The sequence below is a fragment of the Rhizobium leguminosarum bv. viciae genome, assembly GCF_012276115.1.
Lineage (GTDB): Bacteria > Pseudomonadota > Alphaproteobacteria > Rhizobiales > Rhizobiaceae > Rhizobium > Rhizobium leguminosarum_T.
In genome coordinates this window covers 193,975-219,444 of record NZ_WIEU01000005.1, presented here as the reverse complement: position 1 = coordinate 219,444, position 25,470 = coordinate 193,975, and the positions used below count along the sequence as shown (strand labels likewise).

The window sequence follows — 25,470 nt, the reverse complement described above, 5'->3', positions numbered from 1 at the left end:
CGATCGCGAAAGCCCGCGGGGAACTATGCCGCATGGCCAGCGTTGCCTTGATGTCTCAGGTAGAAAGGAGAAATCCCATGCGCAAGACCATGCTGGCTGCGGCCGCCATGCTGACCATCAGCTCCGCCGCCTTCGCGCAGAGCAGCGTCATCGTCACCGATCCCGCACCGACCGGCTCCGTCGTATTGCCCGGCGAAGTGCGCACCTATGTGATGGAGCAGAACACGCCATCCGTCGTCTATGACGGCGATATCGCGGTCGGCGCGACGCTGCCCGATACCGTCGAAGTGCATACGGTGCCAAATATCGACGGCTATGGCTATACGGTCGTCAACGAGCGGCGCGTGATCGTCGAACCGAAGACGCATCGCATCATCCAGGTCTTGGAATAACGCTGACACAGAATTGCGGGCGTGCGGCCGTATTCCGGCTTCACGTCCGCTCGTCTCCCACCCTCACCGCGACATTCAGAAGCTCACGGATCTTATGAGCGAGCTGCTCCAGGCTGAAGGGCTTGGCAAGCAGGGAAACGCCGTGATCAAGCACGCCATTGTGGACGATGGCATTGCGGGTGTAACCCGTCGTGTAGAGGATCCGGATCGTCGGCCATTTTTCCTGGACGATATCGGCAAGCTGGCGTCCGCTCATCTGCGGCATGACGATATCGGTGAAGATCAGATCGACTGCCGCATTCTGCTCCAGAAGCACAAGCGCCTCCATGCCGCTAGCCGCCTGCAACACGGTGTAACCGAGTTCATGCAGGCTTTCGGCGGTCATGGTGCGGACGTTCTCATCGTCCTCCACCACCAGGATCGTATCATTGACGCTGCCCTGAGGAAGCGGCTGGGCGCCGGCGACGTTCAAGCGGGTATCCGCCGTGCCGACATGACGGGGGAGATAGATCTTCAACGTCGTGCCCCTGTCGATCTCCGAATAGATCTTGATGTGGCCGCCGCTCTGCTTGATGTAGCCGTAGACCTGGCTGAGGCCGAGACCTGTGCCTTTGCCGGGTCCCTTGGTCGTGTAGAACGGGTCGAAGGCGCGTTCGATCACCTCCGGCGACATGCCGGTGCCGGTGTCGGTGATGCTGATCATCACATATTGACCTGCTTCGACCTCCGAATGCATGCGCGAATATCGCTCGTCGAGTTCGGTATTGGCGGTCTCGATCGTCAGATTTCCACCGCCCGGCATAGCGTCGCGGGCATTGACGGCAAGGTTCAGGATGGCATTCTCGAGCTGGCTCAAATCGGCAAAGCTCGGCCAGAGGCCGCCGGCAAGCACGGTCTCGATCCGGATGTGCTCGCCGAGCGTGCGCCGCAGCAGCTCCGACATGCCGCCGACCAGCTTGTTGAGGTCGATCACCTCCGGGGCGAGCGGCTGCTGGCGCGAGAAGGCGAGAAGACGCGCGGTGAGCACCGCCGCTCTCTGCGCACCATCTCTGGCGTTCTGGATGGAGTATAGCAGGCGAGGATCCTCGCTGCCGGTCAGGCGCCGCTGGGCGAGATCGAGATTGCCGATGATGATTGCCAGCATATTGTTGAAATCATGGGCGACGCCGCCGGTCAGATGGCCGATCGTCTCCATCTTCTGCAGCTGGCGGACCTGCGCCTGAGCGGCAGCATTCTCTTCCATCTCATGCCTGAGCTCGGCAGTGCGCTGGACCACAGTCTGTTCGAGGCGCGTGTTGAAGCTGTTGAGCTCGCTGCGGAGGCGGCTCTGCCTGCCATGGGCGATGATGATCATCTCCATCAGGCCGACGATGATCGCGGCATTGATGAGATAGGTGGAAAGGCCGACCCATTGGGCCGCACTGGCCGGCCAGAAAACATTGTGCGGCTCGACGAAAAACTGCTGGACAGTGAAACCGGCAACCAAGGTCGCGACAAAGCCCGGCCCGGCGCCGCCTATGAAACTCGCGAGCAATATCGCCGGAAGGAAGCTCAGGAAGGGAAACTCAGAGAGAGTGTCGCTGGCGGCAAGCCTCAGAAGAAACGTCAGGCCAACAAAGGCAATGGCCAGCGGATATGTAAAACCCGGCCTGTGACGCAGCCAATCCGTGGCACTCAGCAAATCCATTCGACACCCTTTCTTACAGCGCCGCGCGTCTTTTCGAGAGCGGCAGAAGACGCTGCAACATATTGAATTTCTGCATAATTTTGTCCATAACTCGATTCCGATTTAATGAATTATGCATGAGCCATTGCGGAGACGGCATTCCAGCTTTTGCACATCGAATTTCAGCCGGCAATATGCTGTTTCTCGCACTGCCGGCCATGACGTCTTGACGAGCCGTGCCAGCAGTCCACATAAACCTCCATGCCTAAAGCGCGTCGCGATCTTTCAGATTCGCTCCTCGCGCTTTAGGTCTTTGTTTTTACGCATGTCGTTACCGCAAAACCGCCGCACACTTTTGCGCGACATGCTTTAGCAAGGGGGCAATGGGTGGACGGAATCATGAAAGACATATTCATCGTCGAAGACGACGCGCTGATTGCGATGCTGCTCGAGGACATGCTCGCCGATCTGGGCTACCGGGTCTGCGCCAGCGCGCCCGACCTGGAACGGGCGCTGACAGCCGCCAGGGATACAGAGTTCGATGCTGCCATACTCGATGTCTCGCTTGCCGGGCAGAGTTCGCTGCCGGTCGCAAAGTTGCTCGACGAACGCGGAAAACCCTATCTCTATGCGACGGGATACGGCACGCCGCCTGATGGCAGCAGCCCAAGCACGCTGCCCGTGCTGCAAAAACCCTTCCAGCTCGGCGAACTCGAACAGGCGATGAAGCGGCTTACCGAAGCCTGATTTTCCTATTCAGCGCACCTGATCGAGCAGACGCTTGCATTCCAGGAGGTCGTAGAGCGCCTCCTGCAGCAACGCCCTGTCTTCCTTGCCAACGCTCGATTTGCCGATCGAGACTTCCTGCTCGTCGTCTCCGGCGACAAAATTGAAGAACCGGCGGGTGATCGGCGGCTTGGCGCGGCCCACGATCTGGTCTTCGTCGGCCATGCCGACGCGCGGTTCCCCGGCACCCGTGTCCTGCACGCCCGACGTAAGCGCCTCGACGCTGGCGAGGTCGCCATGACCGACCGATATGACGAACTTGTTGCCGTTGGTCTTCAGAAGCTTCTGCACACCCTTGATCGTATAGCCATGATCATAGAGCAAATGCCGGATGCCCTTGAGGAGGTCCACGTCCTCCGGCCGATAGTAGCGACGGCCGCCGCCGCGCTTCATCGGCTTTATCTGGGGAAAACGCGTCTCCCAGAAGCGCAGCACATGCTGCGGCAGATCAAGATCGTCTGCGACTTCGCTGATGGTGCGAAAGGCATCGGGGCTCTTGTCCAACGTCATGCTGCTACGCGACCTCGCGGCTCGATCCTACGGCGACTCATCATATTTCAACGGTTTGGCGCCGACAATTCAAGTCATGTCTTGACGTTGCACACAAGGATGGAGAGCGCGAGGGAGAAAAAAGCCGTTTCCGAAACGGGAAGCCGATTATCAGGGAGCCGGATTCAGCGGCTTCAGCTTGATCTTGCGAGCGACATGCGATTTGAGGATGCGTGTCTTCAACACGTTCGACGCCTTGAAGGTCATGACCCGGCGGGGGGAAATCGGAACCTCCTCGCCGGTCTTCGGGTTGCGGCCGATCCGCTCGTTCTTGTCGCGCACCTGGAAGGTGGCGAAGGAGGAAAGCTTTACGGTTTCGCCACGGACGATGGCGTTGCAGATCTCGTCGATGACGGTTTCCACAAGTTCGGCAGATTCGGTCCGGGAAAGCCCAACCTTTCGGAAAACGGATTCCGCTAGGTCTGCTCGCGTCACTGTTTTTCCGGTCATGGTTTCCCCGCCCATACAAATATTTTGTGAAATCGCACGAAGAGTATTTGTCTTGCGCCTTACGGTCAAGCTCTTGTTCGCCGCCAGTTTTTTAGGATTCGTGCCTACCAGCGCAGCAGAACCGCACCCCAGGTAAAGCCGCCACCCATCGCTTCGAGCATCACCAGGTCGCCCTTCTTGATGCGGCCGTCGCCGGCAGCGGTCGCAAGTGCCAACGGGATCGAGGCGGCCGATGTATTGCCGTGCAGGTCGACAGTGATGACGACCTTCGCTGCATCGATGTTCAGCTTCTTCGCCGAACCGTCGATGATGCGGCGATTGGCCTGGTGCGGCACCAGCCAGTCGAGGTCATCGGCGGTGGTGCCGGTCGAATCGAAAGCCGCCTGAATGACGTCGGTGATCATGCCGACGGCATATTTGAAGACCTCGCGGCCTTCCATGCGCAGCTTGCCGACAGTGCCCGTCGTCGACGGCCCGCCATCGACATAGAGCTTTTCTTTGTGCGAGCCGTCGGAACGCAGATGCGCGGTCAGCACGCCGCGATCGGCAACGGTGCCCTCGCCTTCGGTCGCTTCGAGCACGATCGCGCCGGCGCCGTCGCCGAAAAGCACGCAGGTGGTGCGGTCGTTCCAGTCGAGAATTCGCGAAAAAGTTTCGGCGCCGATGACGAGAACGCGCTTGGCAAGCCCGCCGCGGATATAGGCATCCGCGGTCGTCACCGCATAGACGAAACCGGTGCAGACAGCCTGGACGTCGAACGCGAAGCCGTGGTTCATGCCGAGGCGGTTCTGGATGTTGACCGACGTCGCCGGAAACGTGTTATCCGGCGTCGAGGTGGCACAGATGACAAGATCGATATCGGCAGGCGTCAGGCCGCCATTGGCAAGCGCTGCGCGCGCAGCGGCCTCGCCCAACGACGCCGTCGTTTCGTCATCGCCGGCGACATAACGCTGGCGGATGCCGGTGCGCTGGACGATCCATTCGTCTGATGTATCGACGATGGCCTCCATGTCACGATTGGTCATTACGCGCTTCGGAAGTGCGGCTCCGAACCCGCGAACCACTGAACGGATCATCTTTGATTGAACCCCATCGCTCATGCCGCTTCCGGGCCCATCGGGGGCAGCCGCTTGGCATGATATTTCTTAAGATCGTTTTCTATTTTCTGATTGAGGCCGTTCTTGGCCATGTCGTAGCCGACTTCAATGGCGGCTGCGATGCCTTCGGCATTCGCCCCGCCATGGCTCTTGATGACGATGCCGTTCAGGCCGAGAAACACGCCGCCATTGACCTTGCTCGGATCGAGCTTTTCGCGAAGCATGTCGAAGGCGCTTTTGGCAAAGAGGTAGCCGATGCGGGCGAGCAGCGTGCGCGACATGGCGGCACGCAGATATTCGCCGATCTGCTTGGCGGTGCCTTCGGCGGTCTTCAGCGCGATATTGCCGGAAAATCCTTCGGTGACGACGACGTCGACCGTGCCCTTGCCAAGGTCGTTACCCTCGACGAAACCGGAATATTCGAGCGAATCGATGTTCGCCTCGCGCAACAGCCGGCCCGCCTCCTTGACCTCCTCCTGGCCCTTCATCTCCTCGACGCCGACGTTCAGAAGGCCGACCGTCGGACGTTCGACCTCGAAAAGCGCGCGCGCCATAGCGCCGCCCATCAGGGCAAAATCCATCAGCTGCTGCGCATCGGCGCCGATCGTCGCGCCGACATCGAGCACGATGCTCTCACCCTTCAGCGTCGGCCAGATCGCGGCGATCGCAGGACGCTCGATATTGGCCATGGTCCGCAGACAGAACTTCGCCATCGCCATCAGCGCGCCGGTATTGCCGGCCGAGACAGCGACATCGGCGTCACCCGTCTTCACCGCCGCGATCGAGCGCCACATGGTGGAGATGTAGCGGCCACGGCGCAGCGCCTGGCTCGGCTTCTCATCCATGGCGACGGCAAGCTCGCAGTCGTGAAAGATCGATTTTTCCCTCAGCTTCGGAAACTTGGCGAGAACCGGATCGCACTGTTCCTTGAGACCATAGAGAACGAAGGAAATATCCGGATGCCGATCCAACGCCTTGGCGGCGCCGGGGATGACAACCTGGGGACCAAAGTCGCCACCCATGAGGTCGAGAGATATTCTGATCACGCGTCCCTGATCCTTCTTTTCGCCGAGGGCGAAATTTCGGCCAAAATACCGGTTTTGGCGTCGCTTACAACTGAATTGTGTCAAATGCCAGAGGGGCTTCAGTCCTTTTTCCAGTCCTTGAGGGCTGCGAAAGCGGAGGGCTTTTTATCGTCCTCGCCGCTGTCCTCGACATGGCCGGCGAATTCGATACCCTGCTTGCGCGGATAGGGATCGATCGCCAGAGCGGCGAATTCGGCAACTACCTCGCCGGCGTCGATCGTATCGCCGACAAAGTTTTCGGGCAGATCAGGACCGTCGGGATCGAGCAACATCTCGCCGGCGTCGTTGCCGGCCTGGCGGGCAAGCTTGGAGCCCTCCGGCACGAAGATCTGCTCGAAGCTCTCGTCGATGGCGGATTCGACCGGTTCCAGCGTCACGACGCAGGACTGGACGATCTTCGCCTGCACGCGGCCCTTGATGCGCACGCCGTCGCGCTTCCAGCGGGCAATCTGCAGATCGGCGCTGAGATCGTCGACGGAGACGACGTTCCAGGTCTTGGCAAGCGCCTTCAGTTCGCTGGCGTCAGCCTCGACATGGACCTCGACGGGGTTGGCCGAGATGTGGCCGACCTTGACTTGATAGGAGAAGGGAACATCGTCCCGATCATTCTGCATCGCTTCCTCCTTCAGATGACCGGTGGGCAGGCAACTGGCGGGAGCGTTGCCGAACCGGTGGCGATCACCTCTTCGGCTACGGCGGACAGATGCGATTCTGCGGCCATCATCCACCCGGCGAGGCCGGACATATCGGCAGGCGTCGCGGTTTCAGGGTAGATATTACGCTGAAGAGCAAGAGCGAGGGCTTCGGCGTCGCCTGTGTCCATCGCCTTCGAATAGGCTTCGAGCCGGCCGTAAAACATGCCGGCGAGCTTCTTCATGCGCTTCGGCACGCTGTTGTCGCCGATGCCGAGTTCGCGGATCGAATAGTCGATATCCTGGAAGAAAGCGTCGACGATCTCCTGGGCGATTTCCTGGCCGCTGGTGGCGGAAGCACGGGTGCGGCGAAAAAACAGAATCATGGCGATCGACAGCATCTCGAAACGGCCCATGACCGTATCCGGCACATTAAGCCGCTCGTAGAGTTCCGGCATGCGCGCGGCCGCCGCCAACGCCGCATATTGCCTGTCGACGATCGCCTGATTGTTGTTTTTCTTGCGGAAGAGCCCGAGGATCATTGTTTTTTCCGGAAATGCCTCATTCTTCATGCCGGCTGGCGTCTGGCCTTGTTGCATGATTTCGAAAGCTGGTTTACCGAAGCAGGCGCGAATTGCAATGCCGATCATGGCCAGTTTCGGAACGACGCCTTCGATGCGTCAGCGAAGCGAATTCGGGACATTCGACCCGGAATGGCCACAATGGTTTTGCAGGAGGAAAGCGTGCAAGGCCCCAAATGGCTGCTATCGACACTCACAGGGAGTAGATGTCGTTGAAGAAACGGTATTTCAAGTCTGACATGAAATTCTTCAGCAGTGCGGCCGTTGCCCTCATAATTGCCTCCACTACCGCTCTCTCCGGTTGCCAGACCAGTACCGTTCTCAACGGCGGCTACGTCGCCGACCAGCAGTCGCTGAACTTGGTTCCGGAAGGTTCCAGCCGCGAGCAGGTGCTGCTTTCGCTCGGCACCCCGTCGACGACGGCGACCTTCGACGGCGAAGTCTTCTATTACATCTCGCAGCGGCGCACGCGTGCGGTCGCCTTCCAGAAACTGAAGGTCGTCGATCAGAGCGTTCTGGCGATCTATTTCGACAAGGACGGCGTCGTCAGCCGCCGCGCCAACTATGCGCTGCAGGACGGCAAGGTGTTCGACACGATCGGACGCGTCACGCCGACCGGCGGCAAGGAACTCACCTTCCTGCAACAGATGCTTTCCGGCGGCAGCGCTGCGAGTGCTGCCCGCAGCCTGTTCGGCGGTGGCGCCGGCGGCACGCCGCAGAACCCAAGCAGCCTGCGCTGATCGGACACGCCTTATACGAAAACCCCGCCGGATCGCTCCGGCGGGGTTTTTTGATGGTCGCTGCGTCAGCTTGAAGTGTGCCAAGCCGGCGCCGTTGTTTATCCGGCGAGAACGGCCAGCAGCAGCAGCGCGACGATGTTGGTGATCTTGATCGCCGGGTTGACGGCGGGGCCGGCGGTATCCTTGTAGGGATCGCCGACGGTATCGCCGGTGACGGAGGCCTTGTGCGCATCCGAGCCCTTCATGTGACGCACGCCGTCCTTGTCAACGAAACCATCTTCGAAGCTCTTCTTGGCATTGTCCCAGGCGCCACCGCCCGATGTCATCGAGATGGCGACGAAGAGGCCGTTGATGATGACGCCGAGCAGCGATGCGCCGAGGGCAGCAAAGGCGGAGGCCTTGGAGCCGGAGATGAGAAGCACGCCGAAATAGACCACGATCGGCGCCAGCACCGGCAGCAGCGACGGCACGATCATCTCGCGGATGGCGGCCTTGGTCAGAAGGTCGACCGCCCTGCCGTAATCCGGCTTTTCCGTACCCTGCATGATGCCGGGTTTTTCCTTGAACTGACGACGCACTTCCTCGACGATCGCGCCGGCCGCACGGCCGACGGCGGTCATGGCGATGCCGCCGAAGAGGTAAGGAATGAGACCTCCGAAGATCAATCCAGCCACCACGTAAGGGTTGGAAAGATCGAAGGAAATTTCGCCGATGCCGGCAAAATAAGGGAACTTGTCACCATTCGCCGCAAAATATTTGAGGTCGTAGGAGTAGGCTGCGAAGAGCACCAAGGCACCGAGACCGGCGGAACCGATGGCGTAGCCCTTGGTGACGGCCTTAGTCGTATTGCCGACAGCATCGAGCGCATCGGTGGATTTGCGCACCTCCGGCGGCAGATGCGACATTTCGGCGATACCGCCGGCATTGTCCGTCACCGGTCCGAACGCGTCGAGCGCGACGATCATTCCGGCGATGCCGAGCATGGCCGTGACCGCAATGCCGGTGCCGAACAGGCCGCCGAGCTGGTAAGTGGCGAGAATGCCGCCAACGATGACGATCGCCGGCAGTGCCGTCGATTCCAGTGAAACCGCCAGGCCCTGGATGACGTTGGTGCCGTGACCGGTGACCGAGGCCTGGGCGATCGAGACGACCGGGCGCTTGCCCGTGCCGGTATAATATTCAGTGATCACGACGATCAGCGCGGTGACGACGAGGCCGATGATGCCGCAGAAGAAGAGGTTCGCGCCTGATATGTCGGCGCCTCCGACGGAGCCGATCGACCCCCAGCCGATGGTGAGCGAGGTGGCAGCGCCAAGACCGACGATCGACAGCAGGCCGGTGACGATGAGGCCCTTGTAGAGCGCGCCCATGATCGAGCCGTTCGAGCCGAGCTTGACGAAGAAGGTGCCGATGATCGAGGTGATGATGCAGGCGCCGCAGATTGCCAGCGGATAGACCATCGCAGATTGGAGGATCGGAGCGCCGGCAAAGAAGATCGCCGCGAGAACCATGGTGGCGACGACCGAGACCGCATAGGTCTCGAAAAGGTCGGCCGCCATGCCGGCGCAGTCGCCGACATTGTCGCCGACGTTATCGGCGATGGTTGCCGGGTTGCGCGGATCGTCTTCGGGAATGCCGGCTTCCACCTTGCCGACGAGATCTCCGCCGACATCGGCGCCCTTGGTGAAGATGCCGCCGCCGAGACGGGCGAAGATCGAGATCAGCGAAGCGCCGAAGCCGAGCGCCACCAGCGCATCGATGACTTCGCGCGAGCCGCTCTCATGGCCGAGCCCGACGGTCAAGACCGTATAGTAGATGGAGACGCCGAGCAACGCCAGGCCAGCCACCAGCATGCCGGTGATCGCACCCGACTTGAAGGCGATGTCGAGGCCGGCGGAAAGGCTGACGGAAGCCGCTTGGGCGGTGCGCACATTGGCGCGGACGGAGACATGCATGCCGATGAAACCGGCAACACCGGAAAGCACGGCGCCGATCAGGAAGCCGATCGCGGCCTCGGCGGAAAGAAGCAGCCAGGCTAAAATGAAAACAACAACGCCGACAATGGCAATGGTTCTGTACTGGCGCGTCAGATAGGCTTGAGCGCCTTCGCGGATATAGCCCGCGATCTCCTGCATGCGGCTGTTGCCCTGATCGGCGGCAAGCACCGACCGGGTTGCCCAGGCGGCATAAACCACCGAGAGCAGACCGCATGCGATTACGCATAAAAGAATCGTCATTTCGCTCTTTCCTCCCATAGGCCGGAGCTCACTCCTTCTCCGGCAGATACGCCGCCGAATCGCCTTCCTCTCCACAGAAATGCCACAGCTAAGCGGTGCGGAGATTGCGTGGTCGATCACGTGGCGTCAAGACCGCAACGGGCGAAAACCATTGCGGTACGAAGAAAGGCGTAGGGGGATTGTTTGGCGGCTAAAGACTTATTTCTTCGCCTCGCCGCGAACCTGCTTTGCGATGCGGTCGAGCACGGCATTGACGAGCTTCGGCTCATCGTCATCGAAGAAGGCCTGGGCGATCTCGACATATTCGGTGACGATGACCGCCACCGGGACGTCCTTGCGGTCGGTGATCTCGAAAACGCCGGCGCGCAGGATGGCGCGCACGGTGCTGTCGAGGCGCGACAAGGCCCAATCATCCTGCAGGGCTGCGGCAATCAGCGGATCGAGGCGGACCTGATCGCGCACGACACCGGAGACGATGGAACGGAACCAGGCGGCATCGGCTTTCAGATAAGTCGCGCCATCGATTTCCTGACCAAGACGGTACGCCTCGTATTCAGCCACGATTTCCAGAACGCCCGTGCCGCCGACATCCATCTGATACAGGGCCTGAACGGCAGCAAGGCGGGCAGCGCCCCGCTGGTTCGCAGTCTTGACCGGCCGTTCCGTCTTGTCGTCGTTCATTCGTTATGCACCCAGTTTCTGCTTCAGCTCGATCATGGTCAGAGCTGCACGAGCGGCAAATCCGCCCTTGTCCTTGTCCGAGCGGCGCACGCGCGCCCAAGCCTGTTCGTCGTTTTCGACGGTCAGGATGCCATTGCCGATGGCAAGGGACTCGCTGACCGCAAGATCCATCAAGGCGCGCGAGGATTCGTTCGACACGATATCGAAGTGATAGGTCTCGCCGCGAATGACCATGCCGAGGGCGACATAGCCGTCATAATGCGTTCCGCCATTGTCGTCTCCATCGAGCGACATGGCAATCGCCGCCGGAATTTCCAGTGCGCCGGGAACGGTGACGACCTCGAAGGTGGCGCCGGCCTCCGTCAAGGCGAAGGTCGCGCCTTCGAGCAGGGCGTCGGCCATGTCGTCGTAGAAGCGGGCCTCAACGATCAAAATATGGGGAGCGGTCTCTCTCGGCATGGTTCACCTTCAGTTGGCGGGACATTTACCCACTCGGCAGGCCGCGGTCAAAACATGCCTTCGTCCGAATGGCAAGCAATTTCGCCCGATGCCGCAATGGGAAAGAGGAAATATCTGCAAGGGGATAGCCGCGCCCTGTATGCACAGCTGGGCACGCCTCTGAAATCAGCTTTCCCGGACGCCTGGAAAGCGTCAATTCGAAGGCAGTTTTCGTGAACAATTCTTAATGGATTTTCAGTGGTTTAACCCATTGAATCGCGAATGGGAGAACGCCAATTCCATGTCGTGACGCAGACGATCCCCTGCAACGACAGCCGACCGTCTAAGCAGATGAAAGGATACAAATCATGCACCGCGTTCTCACCATCACCCTCGCTACCGCCCTCTCCTCCATCGCGTTTGCCGGCGTCAGCCAGGCCGCAAGCCTTGGGATGAACACCCCTCAAGGCATCGAGCAGACGCTCAGGAGCTACCAGGGCAATGATTTCAATGTCCAGGAGGTTTACAATTGGCGCAACTTCGACGACGAGACGAGCGGCCCACACTCCGCACCGCAGCGCTCCGGCCAGGCTATCCGCGGCATCCAGGCCTCGATCGACGCCAACAGGTCGCTTGCCCACCGCCTCAACAATGAGGGTGTCAATATTCGCAATGTCGTCAATGCCGAGCAGGCGGCCGATGGAAGTCTGACCTTCTAAGTCCGCTGATGGCTCCAGCGCATAGCCCGAAGATCGGATCGGTTTTTGGGTTATGCGTGGGATTGAAAGTGATAGAGCGTCCTCAGCGTTTTCTGTTGGACGCATGGCGCTCCAAGCATGGGCGGCGGTCTCCTCACCGGCCATGCTGGGGATTTCCGAGATAAAGCATTGAATTTTCCGACGCGATGATGGTTTCTCTTCCTGCAACAGGAGGACACCATGGCGACGGAACCGAAAGCGGTGATCAATACCGCCGATCTCAAGCTCGACCACTGGAAACAAGGCGAATTCTACGAAAGCGCCGACACCTCGTTTGGCGCGCTTCTTGGCCTTGCCGGCCTCGGTATCAGCTACAACGAGGTGCCATCAGGCAAATCGAGCTGTCCGTTCCACAATCACCATGTCGAAGACGAGCTTTTCTACGTGATCGCCGGTGCCGGCGAATACCGCTTCGGCGATGCGCGCCATGCGATCAAGGCGGGCGACGTGCTCGGCGCGCCGGCCGGCGGGCCTGAAACGGCGCACCAGATCATCAATACCGGCACGGCCACACTCGTCTATCTCGGCATTTCGACGATGGCGAAGACCGAGATCGTCGAATATCCAGATTCCGGAAAGTTCCTTGCCAAGACCAACAGGGACGGTGCAGAAACTAAGCGCTTCCGTCATATCGGACGGCCGGAAGGCAATCTCGACTATTGGGACGGCGAGCCCGGCGCCTGAGGACGTGTTTTTTCACAAGGACCCGATGTGACCGACATTCCGACCCTCGAAACGGCACGTCTGACGCTTCGCCCGCACAGCCTCGACGATTTCGACGCGCATGCAGCACTATGGGCGGACGAGGATGTTGTGCGCTTCATCACCGGCGTGCCGTCAACGCGCGAGCAGAGCTGGAGCCGCATGCTGCGCGTTGCCGGCATGTGGCACCACATGGGCTTCGGCTTTCTGGCGATCGTCGAAAAGGAGAGCGGCCGGTTCATCGGTGAAGCGGGCTTCCTCGAAGCCCGCCGCGAGATGGAACCCTCGATCGAGGGGACGATGGAGGTCGGCTGGGCGCTGATGCCTTCGGCGCACGGCCGCGGTTATGCCACCGAGGCGCTGACCGTCCTGATCGGCTGGGCGGAAACGCATTTTCCCGGAAAACCGATGAGCTGCATCATCAGCCCCGAGAACCAGGCCTCGCTGCGGGTCGCAGCCAAGCTCGGCTTCCGCGAGACGGCGCGCACGCACTATAACGGCGAGATCATTCAGTTTGCGCGGTAGGCGCCGCGCGTCCAACAGGACGGTTTTCACTTATGCGCTCGGGAATTCCGCCAGCCGGGCGGCGTAACGCGCCATAGTGTCGACTTCGAAATTGACGAAATCGCCGGCTTTGCGATCGCCCCAGGTGGTGACCTCGAGCGTGTGGCGGATGAGCAGCACGTCGAAATCCGTGCCGTCGACCGCATTGACCGTCAGCGAGGTGCCGTCGAGTGCGATCGAACCCTTGGGGGCGACGAATTTCGCCAGATGTTCGGGCGCGCGCAGGCGGTAGCGTGTGGCGTCGCCTTCTGCTGTCACCGAGAGGATTTCCGCCTTGCCGTCGACATGGCCGGAAACGATGTGGCCGCCGAGTTCATCACCGATCTTCAGCGACCGTTCGAGATTGATGCGGCTGCCCTCCTCCCAGGCGCCGATCGTCGTCAGCCGCAACGCCTCTTCCCAGGCCTCGACCTCGAACCAGCGACCATTGCTGCCTTCCTGCGGCAGGCCAGTGACGGTGAGGCAGATGCCGGAGTGAGAGATGGATGCGCCCATATCGATGGTCGCCGGGTCGTAACTCGTCGCAACGCGGAGCTTGATACCCTCCTTCAGCGGCGAAACGGATTCGATCGTACCGATATCGGTGACTATTCCGGTGAACATCAAAGCCCTCTTTCGTATTCGTCCAGGCGATCTTCGCCGAACATCAGCGTGCCCGTATGGACAAAACCCGATGGTATGTCGGTTGTCAGCAGCGGGGATTCAATACCGCGCTCGCCGATGACACCGGGCGCCTGATAAAGCTGGATGCGGTCGACGAGGCCAGCTTCGAGGAAAAGCCGCGCGGTCTTTGCACCGCCCTCGACCAGAAGCGAGGAAATACCGCGTGTCGCGAGCGCCGGCAACAGGACTTCCGGATGATAGGGATTGCAGTAGAGCACCTCGACGCCGGCGGCTTCGAGGGCTGCGCGGCGGGAGTCCAATGCGGCACCCCCCTCTGCCCTGCCGGGCATCTCCCCCACAATGGGGGAGATCGGATCGGGGTTAGCCCCTTGCCCTACGTCTTGCCTCAAGCCGAAACCATCACCATCGGAAACTGGGGAATTCGGATCGCGCCTCTTGCCGATCTCCCCACCTGCGGGGGGTCCGAAGGACGGGTCGAGACCCGTGGCTCGACCCCGGTAGTCCGGCAGGGCAGAGGGGGGTAACCCCTCCGCATCAGCCGACAACGGCCATACTTCCTCGCTCGCCACCACGATGACCGGCACCTCCCGCGCCGTCTCGACGAGCTTGCCCGTCAGCGGCAATGCCAGCGAGGGATCAAGCACGATGCGGATCGGCGATTGCGGTTCAAGACTTGGCGTCCGTACCGTCAGCAGCGGATCATCCGCAATCGCGGTACCGATGCCAACCAGGATCGCATCGGTTTCGGCGCGCAGCGCCTGCACCTGGGCGCGGGCCTGCGGGCCTGTTATCGCTACCTGCCCTTCCCCTGCGCGGCCGATCATGCCGTCGGCGGAAACGGCAAGCTTGAGAGTCACATAGGGGCGGTTCTTCGTCTGGCGGGTGAGATAGGCGGCAAGCGACTGCCGGCCCTCGGCCTCCAGCGCGCCGGCATCCACCTCTATGCCGGCTTCGCGCAGCATAGCGATGCCGCGGCCGGAGACACGCCGGTCGGGATCGGTGACGCTGATCACGACGCGGGCAACGCCATAGGCGATCAGCGCCTCGGAACAGGGCGGCGTTTTGCCGTGATGCGAGCAGGGTTCGAGCGTCACATAGGCGGTCGCGCCGCGGGCGAGCACGCCTGCTTCAGCGAGCGCCTGCGTCTCGGCATGCGGGCGGCCGCCAAGCGCCGTAACGGCACGGCCGACGATGACACCATCCCTGACGATCAGGCAGCCGACGGAGGGGTTGGTGGCTGTGCGGCCGAGATGCCAGCGCGACAGGCGGATCGCCGCCGCCATGAAACGTTCGTCATGCGGCGTGATGCTCATGGCTCACCTGTCCAGCGGGTCGCGGGCGATCTTGGCGTTGATTTCGGAAATGACCTTCTCGAAATCCTCGGCAAGCGAGAAATCCCGATAGACCGAGGCGTAGCGCACGAAGCCGACATCATCGAGGCTCTTCATGGCTTCCAGCACCTGCAGGCCGATCTGCTCGGAGGAGATCTCGGTCTCGCCGGAGCTTTCAAGCCGCCGAACGATGCCGGAGACGGCGCGCTCGATGCGGTCCCGCTCGACCGGGCGTTTGCGCAGCGCCACCTCGAAGGAGCGCACCAGCTTGTCGCGGTCGAAGGGCACCTTGCGGCCGGTCTTCTTGATGACCATCAGCTCGCGCAGTTGCACACGCTCGAACGTGGTGAAGCGGCCGCCGCAATCGGGGCAGATGCGCCGCCGGCGGATGGACGTGTTGTCCTCCGCCGGGCGCGAATCCTTGACCTGAGTATCTTCCGAACCGCAATAGGGGCAGCGCATCCCTACTCCTTATCCCATGTAGCCGTACATGGGGAAGCGGTCGGTGAGGCTGACCACCTTGCCGCGCACAGCGGCTTCGACCGCGGCGTTGCCTTCATCGGAATTGGCGACCTTCAGGCCGTCGAGGACCTCGACGATCAGATTGCCGATCTCGCGGAATTCCGCTTCCTTGAAGCCGCGGGTCGTGCCGGCCGGTGCGCCGAGGCGCACACCCGAGGTAACGAAGGGCTTTTCCGGATCGAAGGGAATGCCGTTCTTGTTGCAGGTGACGTAGGCGCGGCCAAGAGCTGCCTCGGCGCGCTTGCCGGTGGCATTCTTCTTGCGCAGGTCGACCAGCATCAGATGATTGTCGGTGCCGCCGGAGACGACATCGAGACCGCCGGCAACAAGCGTTTCGGCAAGCGCCTTGGCGTTCTTGACCACCTGGGCGGCATAATCCTTGAATTCCGGCTGCAGCGCCTCGCCGAAGGCGACTGCCTTGGCCGCGATGATGTGCATCAGCGGGCCGCCCTGCAGACCGGGGAAGACAGCCGAATTGAACTTCTTCGCCAGATCCTCGTCATTGGTGAGGATGACGCCGCCGCGCGGGCCGCGCAACGACTTGTGGGTCGTCGTCGTCGCGACATGGCAATGCGGGAACGGCGATGGATGAACGCCACCGGCGACAAGGCCGGCGATGTGGGCCATGTCGACCATCAGATAGGCGCCGACGCTGTCGGCGATCTCGCGGAAGCGCTTCCAGTCCCAGATACGGGAATAGGCAGTGCCGCCGGCGATGATGAGCTTCGGCTTGGTTTCCTCGGCCTTGCGGGCGACTTCATCCATGTCGAGCAGGTTGTCGCCTTCGCGCACGCCGTAGGAGACGACGTTGAACCACTTGCCGGACATGTTGACCGGCGAACCATGCGTGAGGTGGCCGCCCGAGTTCAAGTCGAGCCCCATGAAGGTATCGCCGGGCTGCAGCAGCGCCAGGAACACGGCCTGGTTCATCTGCGAACCGGAATTCGGCTGGACGTTGGCGAAATTGACGCCGAACAGCTTCTTGGCGCGCTCGATCGCCAGCTCCTCGGCGATATCGACGAACTGGCAGCCGCCGTAATAACGCTTGCCGGGATAACCCTCGGCATATTTGTTGGTCATGATGGAGCCCTGGGCTTCCAGCACGGCGCGGGAGACGATGTTCTCAGAAGCGATCAGTTCGATCTCGTGCCGTTGGCGACCGAGTTCCTTTCCGATCGCGCCGAAAATGTCCGGATCGACGTCCGCAAGCGAGCGATTGAAGAAGGATTCGGTGGAAGCATTGGTCATGGGCGGGCTCCTCAACTGGAATGCGCTGAGGTATTAGCCTTCCGCCGTGGCGAGGGCAATACGGAGAACGACATTTGCTGAGCAAAGCGCGCGCTCACGCTCTTTTGCGACTGCGGTGCGCCGATACCAGCGACCACATCGAGGATGTGCCTCTACCGCCCATAAAAAAACCGCGCCGAAAAAAGCGCGGTTTTCGAATTGCGATGCAGAGGTCGCCGCTTACTGGACCGGCTGTTCCATGCCAGCCGTGGTGTCGAGCGCCAGCTCCGCATTGCCGTCCATCTGATAGATGTCGTCGCGGAACTGGACGATGCCGTCGGGCATGCCCCAGGCAGAGATATAGACGAAATAGACCGGAACTTCCGCAGCGAGTTTGATCGGCGTGTTGACGCCGGTTGCGATCACCTGCTCCATCTGCTGGCGGTTCCAGCCGGGGGTCTCGCGCAGCAGCCAGTTCGTCAGGTCGCGCACGTTCTGAACGCGGACGCAGCCCGACGATTCAAAGCGCATCAGCTTGTTGAACAGACCCTGCTGCGGCGTGTCGTGCATATACTCGCCGTTTTTATTGTAGAAGTTGATCTTCGTCGACGCCATGGCATTGGTCTTGCCGGGGTCCTGGCGGAACATCAGGTTCGGCGCCTCGCCGTTCCAGTCGATGGTCTCGGGGGCGACTTCATTGCCCTTGCCGTCGAGCAGGCGGATGGCATTCTTTTCGAGATAGGTCGGATCCTTGCGCATCAGCGGCATGATGTCTTTCTCGACGATCGAGCGTGGTGCCGTCCAATAAGGATTGAGGATGACCTCGTAGATCTTCGAATTGACGAGATGCGTCGGGCGGCTGAGACGGCCGACAACCGCGGTGTGGCGCGTCGCGACACTGCCGTCTTCAACAGCCTCCACATAGGCGGCAGGGATGTTGACCATCAGGTGACGGCGGCCCAAGTCTTCAGGGAAGGTCTGCAAACGGACGACATTGGTGTTCAGCTGCTGCAGGCGGACATCGGCAGGGATGTTCATCGCCTTCAGCGTGAATTCGCCGATAACGCCATCGGCCGGCAGGCCGTGACGCGCCTGGAAGCGCTTGACGGCGCCGTCGACATAGGAATCGAAGGCGTTGGACAGGCCAGCCTCGCGCGGCAGATCGCCGGTGATCGCAAGGCGCTGGCGCAGCGCCTGGACGGCGGGAGAGCTGACGCCGAGCTGGAGGCGCTGGTCACCGGGGTTGACCTCAGGCCAGCCGCCGGCTGCGGCGATCTGCTGATACTGCATAATTGCCTGCTGCGCGCTCGCGACCGATTGCGGTCCGAGGATCGGCGTGTTGGAAACCATGGCGGTCGCCGTGCGCGAAGCCGCCTTGGCGTCAAACTGGTCGTCCCAGTTGCCGCGGCGCGGCGCATTGATCAGCGTATCGAGCGCCGATTGCGCGAATGCCGGCCCGGCAAGCGCGCTGGCGCCAACCGTTGCCGCGGACGCCAGGAAAGCGCGGCGCGAGAGAGCTTCAATTCCGTTTTTCTTCGACATAGTCCCAACCACTGAATGCCGCTATAAAGAGAATCTGCGGCCTTTGCGATATCACTGCGCTTTAACGCAGATCCCAGTCCATTCGTTGTCCCGGCGCACCGAAAAATTTCGCTTGCCCCATCACAAGATTGCGATGCGGCAGCCTGAACATTCCTGATCGGTCTATTGAAAGCGCCGGTTGTTAAGCCTTCCGCTGCCACACCAATATGGCCAATTCGTGTTGTCAGTGGGAAGACGGACTTACCGACTGCCGGAAACAGGACGCAACGAACCATATGACGGGGTAAAGCGTGCCGGTTAATAACGGCTAAAAAACGGCTTGAAAACACGCGAGACCGCTTGGCCTGCCCTGCGTTGCAAAGATGCCACGCAGATGCAAAACGGCAAATCGGATGGCGTGACTTTCCCCTCCAGAAGCTCGGTCTGAGTTGATTGCGCTGCTCGGGCGAGTGATTCAGGTGCATCCAAATACGGAGCTCCATCATGAACATTCCCACCAATCATCTCCGCAAGGATATCGAGGAGCAGTTTGAACTCCCCGAAATGCCTCCTCGGATGACTGCCAAACGCGCCAAGGACATCAAGCGCCCTTGCGAGAAATGTGCCATCGCAGAATGCCGCTGCATTGGCTGGAAAGCCTTTGATGTGGTGAGCTGAACTAAGCGCAATCATCCGACAGCCTGCCTGTGCAAATTGGCTACCACGGCGACAAAGGCCAATGAGGGTCAACAGGCAGATAGACTCTTACGCGACCCGTAATGAGTGCGTGCGTCCGCATAAAAGTCTGTTGGATTGCGCCCAACTAGTGGAAGGGGGCTCCACCACCTCTCGCTGCGGGAAAGTCGCAAGCGACCCACCAAGCCACGGAGAGCTTGTTAAAACTCTCCGACCAATCCCGCCCCGCCTCCTCCCGCGAATGGCGGTTCACTGCCTCCGGCCCGGTAATGCGTGCGGGGCGCTTTTTCATTCGTCTTTGGGGTAACCGACGCTGACTTGGATCTCTTTAGTGTGGTATGCCTCGCGAAACATCTCTGCCCTGCCCCTGTGTTCGCGGGTATCGGTGACTGAAATTACGATCTCGCGACCGGTTTGATCGCTCGGCTCCAAATTAAAGCTTTCAAACGCCTTAGACGCCCATTCATCGACCATCTTCAGGAAGGTGGTTCCCGACGTATTGCGGGATCGCGCGCACGACGATGGCAATCTTGCGTGGAAGCGCGAGCAGCCTGTTGACATTGCTCCCCTCTAAGCTGTCGTAATTTATCGTGTTACGGGAAATAGTAACACCGCCGGCGACGTAACCTTCTATGAACTCCAGGCGGGCTCTAACGTCACCTATTTGGTCCGTTAGGAGCCTTTCTGTCGGTGTTGCAGTTTTTTCAAACTCAACCTTACCACGCGAGAAAGTCACCGGGTTATCGACCTCGTGGTCATCCTTCGTCGCCTCTTGCACAGCAGCAAGCAGAGCCGTTCGCGCTACCCGGATATCGACAGGCCTCCGGCGCGAGAACTTGATCGACCGAAACGGCGCGATGTCGAAGGGTATCCGCTGGCCTTCCAGGTGCATGTGGATGATCGGCTTTTGGATCGCATGACGAATACCGATCTCGTAGAAGGCGTTAGGATTGAGGGTAGTCAGGTCAGCGATCACCAGTTCCGCGTCGAGAAGCGAAGTAATCACCTGTGAGGTGATTTGGCCTGGATTGGAGATCTTATCGGCGCGAGTAACCTCGAAATCCTCGAAGTGCTCGTCAAAAACCGGAGTGATGATGTCCTCGAGTAGCCAGTCGGCGTGGATTCGATCGTCACTATCGTCATCACCGATCGGACCAACGACAAAGCACAATTTCTTCTTGGCAGGCTTGTTTGCCATGGAGCATCCCAACTTCTGATACGCCTATCTCTACCAACCATTCCTAGAGTTACAAGCACCCGCGCTTCGCGCGCCCCTCTCGCGCAATCCCGGTAAGCTCTAGCATCCCAAAACGAAGGCATATAGCCGAGACGCAAACGGACGCCACCGCGTGCATTCTTGCACACCGTAGCGCCTCGTCGTGCCGGTAGGGAGGTCCTAACAAGCCTGCAGGGAACAGGCTTGGCAGGTTACAGGCGATACAAAATCTGATCGTTCCAGAAACGGTCCAGACGCTGGAGCAGTTTGTTCATCTGGGTGAACTCGTCGGTGCCGATGCCGCCGACCTTGTCGATCGAGGCGATGTGGCGTTCATAGAGCTTGGCCACCGTTTCGGCGATGTCCTGGCCGGTTTCGGTCAGGCTGATGCGGACCGAGCGGCGGTCGATGCGCGAGCGCTGGTGGTTGATGAAACCGAGATCGACCAGCTTCTTGACGTTGTAGGAGACGTTGGAGCCGAGATAGTAGCCACGCGAGCGCAGCTCGCCGGCGGTCAGCTCGGAATTGCCGATGTTGAAAAGGAGCAGCGCCTGGATGGCGTTGACGTCGCTGCGACCCTGACGGTCGAATTCGTCCTTGATGACGTCGAGAAGACGACGGTGCAGACGTTCAACGAGATGAAGGGATTCCATGTAAAGATCACGGATGTCGTGGTCCTGTTGGTCACGGAAGGTCGATACCGCCTGCGGCTTGATTTTCGTGTTCATATTGACTGCCTCACTGTTTGTTTAGCGGTGTGTTTTCTTCCCGCCTTGAGTGAGACCCTATCGAATACATATAAAATTCGACTTAAACCGCAGGCTTAACGGAGCCTTACCGGTAACTCCACGTTGTCTCAGGGTAAATCAACACTTACCTGGCGGCGATGCCGGCGCTTTTCCAGCCAGAGCAGCAGGCGGAAAATCAAGTAGACCACGGCGACGATGACATGCAGCAGGATGATCAGCTGGTTGGGGCCGAAAATATCCGGCAGCAGGCCATACATGAGGATTTGTCCGCCGGCGGCCAGCACCCAGATGACAGGCCCCCAGGAGACGGTGAGCCAGAGGCCGAGGGAGGCGACGGGGAAGAGCACGGCGAGGCTGGTGCTCGCCACCTTCCACGGCAGGCTCAAAAGATCGAAGCGGCCGGCGCCGACCAGCGAATAGCCGACGAGCATCGCCCAATATTGCAGGCCGAACCAGAAGCAGGATAAGGCAACCAGTCTCAGGAAGAGAATGAAGAGGATATCCGCCAGTGTGCGTTTCGGTATCGTCGGGGTATCGGTTTCCATAGCGCAGACATCGGTTTGGGGTTGCATCTTCATAAAGAACGCCGCGTGTCTGAAAAGACGCGCTGGAGAACGCTTTATCACTTTGAGTTTGCGCATACCCCCGAAAAATCGATTCCGATTATCGGCATCATGCGCCAGAGGTTCTTCCGCCGCGGCCAATCGTCCGGTTTGGATTTTCCAGGCGCCATGATAATGAGCGCTCCGATAAATGGAATGGGCCAAGGACAGATATCATGCAGGACAGGACTCATCTCGTCGACGACATCACCGGCCATCGCCGCATGCGGCGCAACCGCAAGGCGGACTGGACCCGCCGGCTGGTGCAGGAGAACCGGCTGACGGTCGACGACCTGATCTGGCCGATCTTCATCGTGCCGGGTTCCGGCATCATCGATCCGATCCCGGCCATGCCCGGCGTCAACCGCATGAGCATCGACAAGGCCGTCGAAGCCGCGCGGGAAGCGGCCGGCCTCGGCATTCCGGCGCTTGCCACCTTTCCGAATATAGAGATGGAACTGCGCGACGAGACCGGCTCGAACAGCCTCGAAGCCAACAACCTGATCAATCAGACGACGGCGGCGATCAAGAAGGCGGTGCCAAATATCGGCGTCATTACCGACGTCGCGCTCGATCCCTTCACCAGCCACGGCCATGACGGCATTCTCAGAGGCGGCGAGATCGTCAACGACGAGACCGTCGACCAGGTGGCGCGCGCCGCCGTGATGCAGGCGGACGCGGGCGCCGACATCATCGCGCCGTCTGAGATGATGGACGGACGCATCGGCGCGATCCGCATGGCGCTCGATGCGGCCGGCCACCAGAGCGTCGGCATCATGAGCTATGCGACGAAATTCGCCTCCGCCTTCTACGGTCCCTATCGCGAGGCGATCTCGACGGGCGGGCTGCTGAAAGGTGACAAGAAGACCTATTATATCGACCCCGCCAACGGCACTGAGGCAATCCGCGACGCGGCCCTCGACGTCGAGGAAGGCGCCGACATGCTGATGGTCAAGCCCGGCCTGCCCTATCTCGACATCTGCTGGCGGATGAAGGAAGCCTTTGGCCTGCCGACCTTCGCCTACCAGGTGTCCGGCGAATATACGCAGATCAAGGCGGCGGCGATGAATGGCTGGATCGACGGCGAGCGGGCGATGCTCGAAACGCTGCTGTCGTTCAAGCGGGCGGGATGCGACGGTATTCTCACCTACTTCGCCGTCGAGGTGGCGAGGATTCTCAGCAAACGCTGATTCTGGCCGATCCGGCCTAAAATCATCCGCACCCAGGGCAGATTATTGCATTTGGCCCTACCGATACCATATCAGCGGCATCGTTTTTCCTGAGGAGATTGAGATGAGCTACAACCCCAATCCGCTTTATGCCGCACCGGAGGACTGGCGCGCCTATAGCGGCGTGTTGAGCCGCCGGGTCTTCGCCTTCATCCTCGACTACGTCATCGTGGCGCTGCTCTGCATTCCCGCGGCGATCGTGCTGTTCTTCCTGTCGATCGTCACGCTGGGGCTCGGCTTCTTTCTCTACCCTGCCCTCTTCGTCATCGTCGCCGGCATTTACTTCGGCCTGACGGTGGGCGGGCCGAGCCAGGCCTCGCTCGGCATGCGCGCCATGGGAATTGCGATCGTGCGCGTCGACGGACGGCCGATGGATTTCATGACAGCGATCGTGCATCTGGCTCTGTTTTGGATCCTCAACTCGGTGCTGACGCCGCTCATTCTGCTTGCCGGCCTGTTCATCGAACGCAGCCGTCTCGTTCACGACCTGCTTGTGGGCACGGCGACGGTGCGCACGGCCTGAGACCCTAACTGCGACCCCGGGCGGAGATCAAATAAAGTCTCCGCCCTCCCTTTGCCGGTGGGTGCAGGCGCTCCATATCTAAAATTAGAAGACTGATATGAAGGGCGAAACGCGCCCCGCTGTTGACGTTTTTTATTCTTAGGTCATGCTGTCAGGAAACGGCACGGTCTCGATAAGGAAATTTCCGCGACAAATGAATACGCAGACAACGCCATCCCCGCAGTTTTATCTGACGGCTCCGGCTGCGTGTCCGTACCTGCCGCATGAGATGGAGCGCAAGGTGTTCACCCATCTGGTCGGCCCGCGCGCCGCCGAGATGAACGACATCCTGACGCAGGGCGGTTTCCGCCGCTCGCAGAACATCGCTTATCGCCCGGCCTGCGAATCCTGTCGCGCCTGCGTTTCCGTGCGAATTCTCGCCCAGGAATTCGAGCCGACGAAATCGATGAAGCGGGTACTTGCCGCCAATTCCGACGTCATCGCCACCGAATTCGCGGCCCAGCCTTCCAGCGAGCAATATTCGCTCTTCCGACGCTATCTCGATTTTCGCCACCAGCAGGGCGGCATGTCCGACATGACCGTACTCGACTATGCAATCATGGTGGAAGACACGCATGTGAATACGAGGATCATCGAATATCGCCTGCGTGAGGAAGGCTCGGGACTGGAGCAGCGCCCGAAGGGCGAGCTGCTTGGCGCTGCGCTGACCGACACGATGAGCGACGGGTTGTCGATGGTCTATTCCTATTTTAATCCGGCACTCGAGCGGCGTTCGCTCGGCACCTTCATGATTCTCGATCATGTCAGGCGCGCGAAAGCGTTGGGACTGCCGCATGTCTACCTCGGCTACTGGGTTCAAGGGTCGCGGAAAATGGACTATAAGACGCGCTTCCAGCCTCAGGAGCATCTGACCCCGCGCGGCTGGGAACGCTTCGATCCCTCATCCATGCCCGAGAGCACCCACGACTGAATGTTCCCCACCGCTCTTTCCGACCATCGGAAGGGCCTGCTGCTGACGACGATCGGCGGGCTGGCGCTTTCCGTGGATATCCCGCTGATGAGGCTCGCCGACGGCGAGCTGTGGTCGATCCTGGCCGTAAGAAGCATCGCGACCCTTGGCGTGACGCTTCTGGTCGCCACAGTGCTCAGGATCGCCAATGGGCGCTGGCCGCTGCTGGTGCCGGGCTGGCCGGGCCTCGTCACCGGTTTGCTCTACGGCCTGACGACGGTGGTCTTCCTTTTCGCCGTTTTCAACACCTCGACGGCCAATGTCGTTTTCATCGTCGCCTTCAATCCGATGTTCGCCGCGCTTCTTTCCTGGATTTTCCTCAAGGAGCGGCCGGCGCCGGCAACGCTGATCGCCATGGCGGCGATGATCTTCGGCGTCGGCCTGATCGTGCGGGACGGGCTTTCGGGCGGCCATCTCTTCGGCGATACCATGGCCCTGCTTACCGCCTTCATCATTGCCGCCGCCATCACCATCAGCCGCGCATCCCGCCGGGAGATGGGCTTCGTCTCGCTGCTTTCGACGGTGCTGCCGGCGGCGATCGGCCTGATCTCAATCATGCCGGCAGGCGGTTTTTCGATCGAGCATCCGGCCTGGATCCTCTTTAACGGCGCGGTCATGATGCCGCTTGCCCTCTGGTGTCTGGCGACCGGGCCGCGTTACCTTTCCGCGCCGGAGGTCGGCATGTTCTACCTGCTCGAAACCGTGCTCGCACCGATCTGGGTCTGGCTGATTTTTGCGGAAACGCCGGCGCCGATGACGCTGGTCGGCGGCGGCATCCTGGTGATGGCGATCGCAGCGCATTCCGTCTGGATGGTGCAAAGAAGAAGCATCAGGCAAATGGCGGGTTAAGACATTGTCGTCTG

At 60.6% G+C, this 25,470-nt stretch carries 29 protein-coding genes; 11 read left to right on the top strand and 18 right to left on the bottom strand.

Annotated elements, in window-relative coordinates; all coding sequences use genetic code 11:
• Positions 1-77: 77 nt before the first annotated feature.
• Entirely contained in the window at positions 78-392 is a 315-nt protein-coding gene (locus GFM02_RS12095) for a DUF1236 domain-containing protein (RefSeq protein WP_020049431.1), read from the top strand.
• 40 nt (positions 393-432) lie between these two features.
• Here GFM02_RS12095 and GFM02_RS12090 read toward each other — a convergent pair whose 3' ends face one another.
• Positions 433-2,079 carry an ATP-binding protein gene (locus GFM02_RS12090; protein ID WP_168321785.1) on the bottom strand — a complete coding sequence of 549 codons (1,647 nt, stop codon included), beginning with the start codon at positions 2,077-2,079 and terminating at the stop codon, positions 433-435.
• Positions 2,080-2,457: 378 nt separating this feature from the next.
• Here GFM02_RS12090 and GFM02_RS12085 point away from each other — a divergent pair, with 378 nt between their 5' ends.
• Positions 2,458-2,805, top strand: coding sequence for a response regulator (locus tag GFM02_RS12085; RefSeq protein WP_168321784.1), 348 nt, complete (start codon positions 2,458-2,460; stop codon positions 2,803-2,805).
• Positions 2,806-2,814: 9 nt separating this feature from the next.
• Here GFM02_RS12085 and GFM02_RS12080 read toward each other — a convergent pair whose 3' ends face one another.
• The 6 genes from GFM02_RS12080 to GFM02_RS12055 all read right to left on the bottom strand — a co-directional run bounded on the left by GFM02_RS12080 (position 2,815) and on the right by GFM02_RS12055 (position 7,307).
• Positions 2,815-3,354, bottom strand: coding sequence for a MerR family transcriptional regulator (locus tag GFM02_RS12080; protein WP_168321783.1), 540 nt, complete (start codon positions 3,352-3,354; stop codon positions 2,815-2,817).
• Positions 3,355-3,504: 150 nt separating this feature from the next.
• Entirely contained in the window at positions 3,505-3,843 is a 339-nt protein-coding gene (locus tag GFM02_RS12075; RefSeq protein WP_003547228.1) for an integration host factor subunit alpha, read from the bottom strand.
• A 104-nt stretch (positions 3,844-3,947) separates the two neighbouring features.
• Positions 3,948-4,919, bottom strand: a complete 972-nt coding sequence (locus GFM02_RS12070; protein WP_077976291.1) for a beta-ketoacyl-ACP synthase III — start codon at positions 4,917-4,919, stop codon at positions 3,948-3,950.
• Positions 4,920-4,939: 20 nt separating this feature from the next.
• Positions 4,940-5,986: a phosphate acyltransferase PlsX gene (plsX, locus tag GFM02_RS12065; protein WP_011651316.1), complete on the bottom strand. Its 1,047-nt coding sequence runs from the start codon at positions 5,984-5,986 to the stop codon at positions 4,940-4,942.
• 98 nt (positions 5,987-6,084) lie between these two features.
• Entirely contained in the window at positions 6,085-6,639 is a 555-nt protein-coding gene (locus GFM02_RS12060) for a YceD family protein (RefSeq protein WP_168321782.1), read from the bottom strand.
• A gap of 11 nt (positions 6,640-6,650) precedes the next feature.
• Positions 6,651-7,307 carry a ubiquinol-cytochrome C chaperone family protein gene (locus tag GFM02_RS12055; protein ID WP_168321781.1) on the bottom strand — a complete coding sequence of 219 codons (657 nt, stop codon included), beginning with the start codon at positions 7,305-7,307 and terminating at the stop codon, positions 6,651-6,653.
• A 137-nt stretch (positions 7,308-7,444) separates the two neighbouring features.
• Here GFM02_RS12055 and GFM02_RS12050 point away from each other — a divergent pair, with 137 nt between their 5' ends.
• The gene (locus GFM02_RS12050) at positions 7,445-7,978 is read left to right on the top strand and encodes an outer membrane protein assembly factor BamE (protein ID WP_168321780.1); all 534 of its coding nucleotides are present in this window, start codon (positions 7,445-7,447) and stop codon (positions 7,976-7,978) included.
• Positions 7,979-8,076: 98 nt separating this feature from the next.
• Here GFM02_RS12050 and GFM02_RS12045 read toward each other — a convergent pair whose 3' ends face one another.
• The 3 genes from GFM02_RS12045 to ribH form a co-directional block, all read right to left on the bottom strand.
• A complete protein-coding gene (locus tag GFM02_RS12045) occupies positions 8,077-10,215 on the bottom strand; it encodes a sodium-translocating pyrophosphatase (RefSeq protein ID WP_168321779.1) in 2,139 nt (712 codons plus the stop codon).
• A 198-nt stretch (positions 10,216-10,413) separates the two neighbouring features.
• Entirely contained in the window at positions 10,414-10,896 is a 483-nt protein-coding gene (gene nusB / locus GFM02_RS12040) for a transcription antitermination factor NusB (protein ID WP_020049422.1), read from the bottom strand.
• Between the two features lie 3 nt (positions 10,897-10,899).
• Positions 10,900-11,355: a 6,7-dimethyl-8-ribityllumazine synthase gene (gene ribH, locus GFM02_RS12035; RefSeq protein WP_020049421.1), complete on the bottom strand. Its 456-nt coding sequence runs from the start codon at positions 11,353-11,355 to the stop codon at positions 10,900-10,902.
• Positions 11,356-11,702: 347 nt separating this feature from the next.
• On the opposite strand from ribH, the gene GFM02_RS12030 reads away from it, so the two are divergent.
• The 3 genes from GFM02_RS12030 (at position 11,703) to GFM02_RS12020 (ending at position 13,319) form a co-directional block, all read left to right on the top strand.
• Positions 11,703-12,053, top strand: coding sequence for a hypothetical protein (locus tag GFM02_RS12030; RefSeq protein ID WP_168321778.1), 351 nt, complete (start codon positions 11,703-11,705; stop codon positions 12,051-12,053).
• A gap of 219 nt (positions 12,054-12,272) precedes the next feature.
• Positions 12,273-12,776 (top strand): cupin domain-containing protein, encoded by a 504-nt coding sequence (locus GFM02_RS12025; RefSeq protein ID WP_168270371.1) that lies wholly within the window; start codon positions 12,273-12,275, stop codon positions 12,774-12,776.
• A gap of 27 nt (positions 12,777-12,803) precedes the next feature.
• Positions 12,804-13,319, top strand: a complete 516-nt coding sequence (locus GFM02_RS12020) for a GNAT family N-acetyltransferase (protein WP_168270369.1) — start codon at positions 12,804-12,806, stop codon at positions 13,317-13,319.
• A 30-nt stretch (positions 13,320-13,349) separates the two neighbouring features.
• On the opposite strand, the gene GFM02_RS12015 is transcribed toward GFM02_RS12020, so the two are convergent.
• From GFM02_RS12015 to GFM02_RS11995, 5 genes are all read right to left on the bottom strand, one after another.
• Positions 13,350-13,961, bottom strand: a complete 612-nt coding sequence (locus GFM02_RS12015; protein WP_077976191.1) for a riboflavin synthase — start codon at positions 13,959-13,961, stop codon at positions 13,350-13,352.
• Positions 13,961-15,295 (bottom strand): bifunctional diaminohydroxyphosphoribosylaminopyrimidine deaminase/5-amino-6-(5-phosphoribosylamino)uracil reductase RibD, encoded by a 1,335-nt coding sequence (gene ribD, locus GFM02_RS12010; protein WP_168270367.1) that lies wholly within the window; start codon positions 15,293-15,295, stop codon positions 13,961-13,963. The genes GFM02_RS12015 and ribD overlap by 1 nt, the downstream gene beginning before the upstream one ends.
• Before the next feature lie 3 nt (positions 15,296-15,298).
• Positions 15,299-15,775 carry a transcriptional regulator NrdR gene (nrdR, locus tag GFM02_RS12005; protein ID WP_003547190.1) on the bottom strand — a complete coding sequence of 159 codons (477 nt, stop codon included), beginning with the start codon at positions 15,773-15,775 and terminating at the stop codon, positions 15,299-15,301.
• A 9-nt stretch (positions 15,776-15,784) separates the two neighbouring features.
• Positions 15,785-17,083: a serine hydroxymethyltransferase gene (glyA, locus tag GFM02_RS12000; RefSeq protein WP_020049415.1), complete on the bottom strand. Its 1,299-nt coding sequence runs from the start codon at positions 17,081-17,083 to the stop codon at positions 15,785-15,787.
• 219 nt (positions 17,084-17,302) lie between these two features.
• The gene (locus GFM02_RS11995) at positions 17,303-18,604 is read right to left on the bottom strand and encodes a L,D-transpeptidase family protein (protein ID WP_168270365.1); all 1,302 of its coding nucleotides are present in this window, start codon (positions 18,602-18,604) and stop codon (positions 17,303-17,305) included.
• Positions 18,605-19,087: 483 nt separating this feature from the next.
• Between GFM02_RS11995 and GFM02_RS11990 the strand changes: the two genes are divergently transcribed.
• Positions 19,088-19,261, top strand: coding sequence for a hypothetical protein (locus GFM02_RS11990; protein ID WP_168270363.1), 174 nt, complete (start codon positions 19,088-19,090; stop codon positions 19,259-19,261).
• Positions 19,262-19,742: 481 nt separating this feature from the next.
• Here the strand turns inward: GFM02_RS11990 and GFM02_RS11985 are convergent, their stop codons facing one another.
• From GFM02_RS11985 to GFM02_RS11975, 3 genes are all read right to left on the bottom strand, one after another.
• Complete coding sequence (locus GFM02_RS11985) at positions 19,743-20,477, bottom strand: hypothetical protein (RefSeq protein ID WP_168270361.1); 735 nt, start codon at positions 20,475-20,477, stop codon at positions 19,743-19,745.
• Positions 20,478-20,707: 230 nt separating this feature from the next.
• Positions 20,708-21,223, bottom strand: coding sequence for a transcriptional regulator LdtR (ldtR, locus tag GFM02_RS11980; protein ID WP_003547156.1), 516 nt, complete (start codon positions 21,221-21,223; stop codon positions 20,708-20,710).
• A 128-nt stretch (positions 21,224-21,351) separates the two neighbouring features.
• The gene (locus tag GFM02_RS11975; RefSeq protein ID WP_062940717.1) at positions 21,352-21,789 is read right to left on the bottom strand and encodes a DUF6163 family protein; all 438 of its coding nucleotides are present in this window, start codon (positions 21,787-21,789) and stop codon (positions 21,352-21,354) included.
• 233 nt (positions 21,790-22,022) lie between these two features.
• Between GFM02_RS11975 and hemB the strand changes: the two genes are divergently transcribed.
• The 4 genes from hemB to GFM02_RS11955 all read left to right on the top strand — a co-directional run bounded on the left by hemB (position 22,023) and on the right by GFM02_RS11955 (position 25,456).
• Positions 22,023-23,036, top strand: a complete 1,014-nt coding sequence (gene hemB, locus GFM02_RS11970; protein ID WP_168270359.1) for a porphobilinogen synthase — start codon at positions 22,023-22,025, stop codon at positions 23,034-23,036.
• Positions 23,037-23,139: 103 nt separating this feature from the next.
• Positions 23,140-23,598, top strand: a complete 459-nt coding sequence (locus GFM02_RS11965) for an RDD family protein (RefSeq protein WP_003547150.1) — start codon at positions 23,140-23,142, stop codon at positions 23,596-23,598.
• A 193-nt stretch (positions 23,599-23,791) separates the two neighbouring features.
• A complete protein-coding gene (locus GFM02_RS11960; RefSeq protein ID WP_020049406.1) occupies positions 23,792-24,568 on the top strand; it encodes an arginyltransferase in 777 nt (258 codons plus the stop codon).
• Entirely contained in the window at positions 24,569-25,456 is an 888-nt protein-coding gene (locus GFM02_RS11955) for a DMT family transporter (RefSeq protein WP_020049405.1), read from the top strand. It begins immediately after the preceding gene.
• Positions 25,457-25,470 lie beyond the last annotated feature (14 nt).

Excerpts from the sequence above, each read along its gene's own strand:
- GFM02_RS12095 (WP_020049431.1), top strand. The coding sequence starts at position 78 with ATGCGCAAGACCATGCTGGCTGCGGCCGCCATGCTGACCATCAGCTCC.
- GFM02_RS12090 (WP_168321785.1), bottom strand. The coding sequence starts at position 2,079 with ATGGATTTGCTGAGTGCCACGGATTGGCTGCGTCACAGGCCGGGTTTT.
- GFM02_RS12085 (WP_168321784.1), top strand. The coding sequence starts at position 2,458 with ATGAAAGACATATTCATCGTCGAAGACGACGCGCTGATTGCGATGCTG.
- GFM02_RS12080 (WP_168321783.1), bottom strand. The coding sequence starts at position 3,354 with ATGACGTTGGACAAGAGCCCCGATGCCTTTCGCACCATCAGCGAAGTC.
- GFM02_RS12075 (WP_003547228.1), bottom strand. The coding sequence starts at position 3,843 with ATGACCGGAAAAACAGTGACGCGAGCAGACCTAGCGGAATCCGTTTTC.
- GFM02_RS12070 (WP_077976291.1), bottom strand. The coding sequence starts at position 4,919 with ATGATCCGTTCAGTGGTTCGCGGGTTCGGAGCCGCACTTCCGAAGCGC.
- GFM02_RS12060 (WP_168321782.1), bottom strand. The coding sequence starts at position 6,639 with ATGCAGAATGATCGGGACGATGTTCCCTTCTCCTATCAAGTCAAGGTC.
- GFM02_RS12055 (WP_168321781.1), bottom strand. The coding sequence starts at position 7,307 with ATGATCGGCATTGCAATTCGCGCCTGCTTCGGTAAACCAGCTTTCGAA.
- GFM02_RS12050 (WP_168321780.1), top strand. The coding sequence starts at position 7,445 with ATGTCGTTGAAGAAACGGTATTTCAAGTCTGACATGAAATTCTTCAGC.
- GFM02_RS12045 (WP_168321779.1), bottom strand. The coding sequence starts at position 10,215 with ATGACGATTCTTTTATGCGTAATCGCATGCGGTCTGCTCTCGGTGGTT.
- nusB (WP_020049422.1), bottom strand. The coding sequence starts at position 10,896 with ATGAACGACGACAAGACGGAACGGCCGGTCAAGACTGCGAACCAGCGG.
- ribH (WP_020049421.1), bottom strand. The coding sequence starts at position 11,355 with ATGCCGAGAGAGACCGCTCCCCATATTTTGATCGTTGAGGCCCGCTTC.
- GFM02_RS12030 (WP_168321778.1), top strand. The coding sequence starts at position 11,703 with ATGCACCGCGTTCTCACCATCACCCTCGCTACCGCCCTCTCCTCCATC.
- GFM02_RS12025 (WP_168270371.1), top strand. The coding sequence starts at position 12,273 with ATGGCGACGGAACCGAAAGCGGTGATCAATACCGCCGATCTCAAGCTC.
- GFM02_RS12015 (WP_077976191.1), bottom strand. The coding sequence starts at position 13,961 with ATGTTCACCGGAATAGTCACCGATATCGGTACGATCGAATCCGTTTCG.
- ribD (WP_168270367.1), bottom strand. The coding sequence starts at position 15,295 with ATGAGCATCACGCCGCATGACGAACGTTTCATGGCGGCGGCGATCCGC.
- nrdR (WP_003547190.1), bottom strand. The coding sequence starts at position 15,775 with ATGCGCTGCCCCTATTGCGGTTCGGAAGATACTCAGGTCAAGGATTCG.
- glyA (WP_020049415.1), bottom strand. The coding sequence starts at position 17,083 with ATGACCAATGCTTCCACCGAATCCTTCTTCAATCGCTCGCTTGCGGAC.
- GFM02_RS11995 (WP_168270365.1), bottom strand. The coding sequence starts at position 18,604 with ATGTCGAAGAAAAACGGAATTGAAGCTCTCTCGCGCCGCGCTTTCCTG.
- GFM02_RS11990 (WP_168270363.1), top strand. The coding sequence starts at position 19,088 with ATGAACATTCCCACCAATCATCTCCGCAAGGATATCGAGGAGCAGTTT.
- GFM02_RS11985 (WP_168270361.1), bottom strand. The coding sequence starts at position 20,477 with ATGGCAAACAAGCCTGCCAAGAAGAAATTGTGCTTTGTCGTTGGTCCG.
- ldtR (WP_003547156.1), bottom strand. The coding sequence starts at position 21,223 with ATGAACACGAAAATCAAGCCGCAGGCGGTATCGACCTTCCGTGACCAA.
- GFM02_RS11975 (WP_062940717.1), bottom strand. The coding sequence starts at position 21,789 with ATGGAAACCGATACCCCGACGATACCGAAACGCACACTGGCGGATATC.
- hemB (WP_168270359.1), top strand. The coding sequence starts at position 22,023 with ATGCAGGACAGGACTCATCTCGTCGACGACATCACCGGCCATCGCCGC.
- GFM02_RS11965 (WP_003547150.1), top strand. The coding sequence starts at position 23,140 with ATGAGCTACAACCCCAATCCGCTTTATGCCGCACCGGAGGACTGGCGC.
- GFM02_RS11960 (WP_020049406.1), top strand. The coding sequence starts at position 23,792 with ATGAATACGCAGACAACGCCATCCCCGCAGTTTTATCTGACGGCTCCG.
- GFM02_RS11955 (WP_020049405.1), top strand. The coding sequence starts at position 24,569 with ATGTTCCCCACCGCTCTTTCCGACCATCGGAAGGGCCTGCTGCTGACG.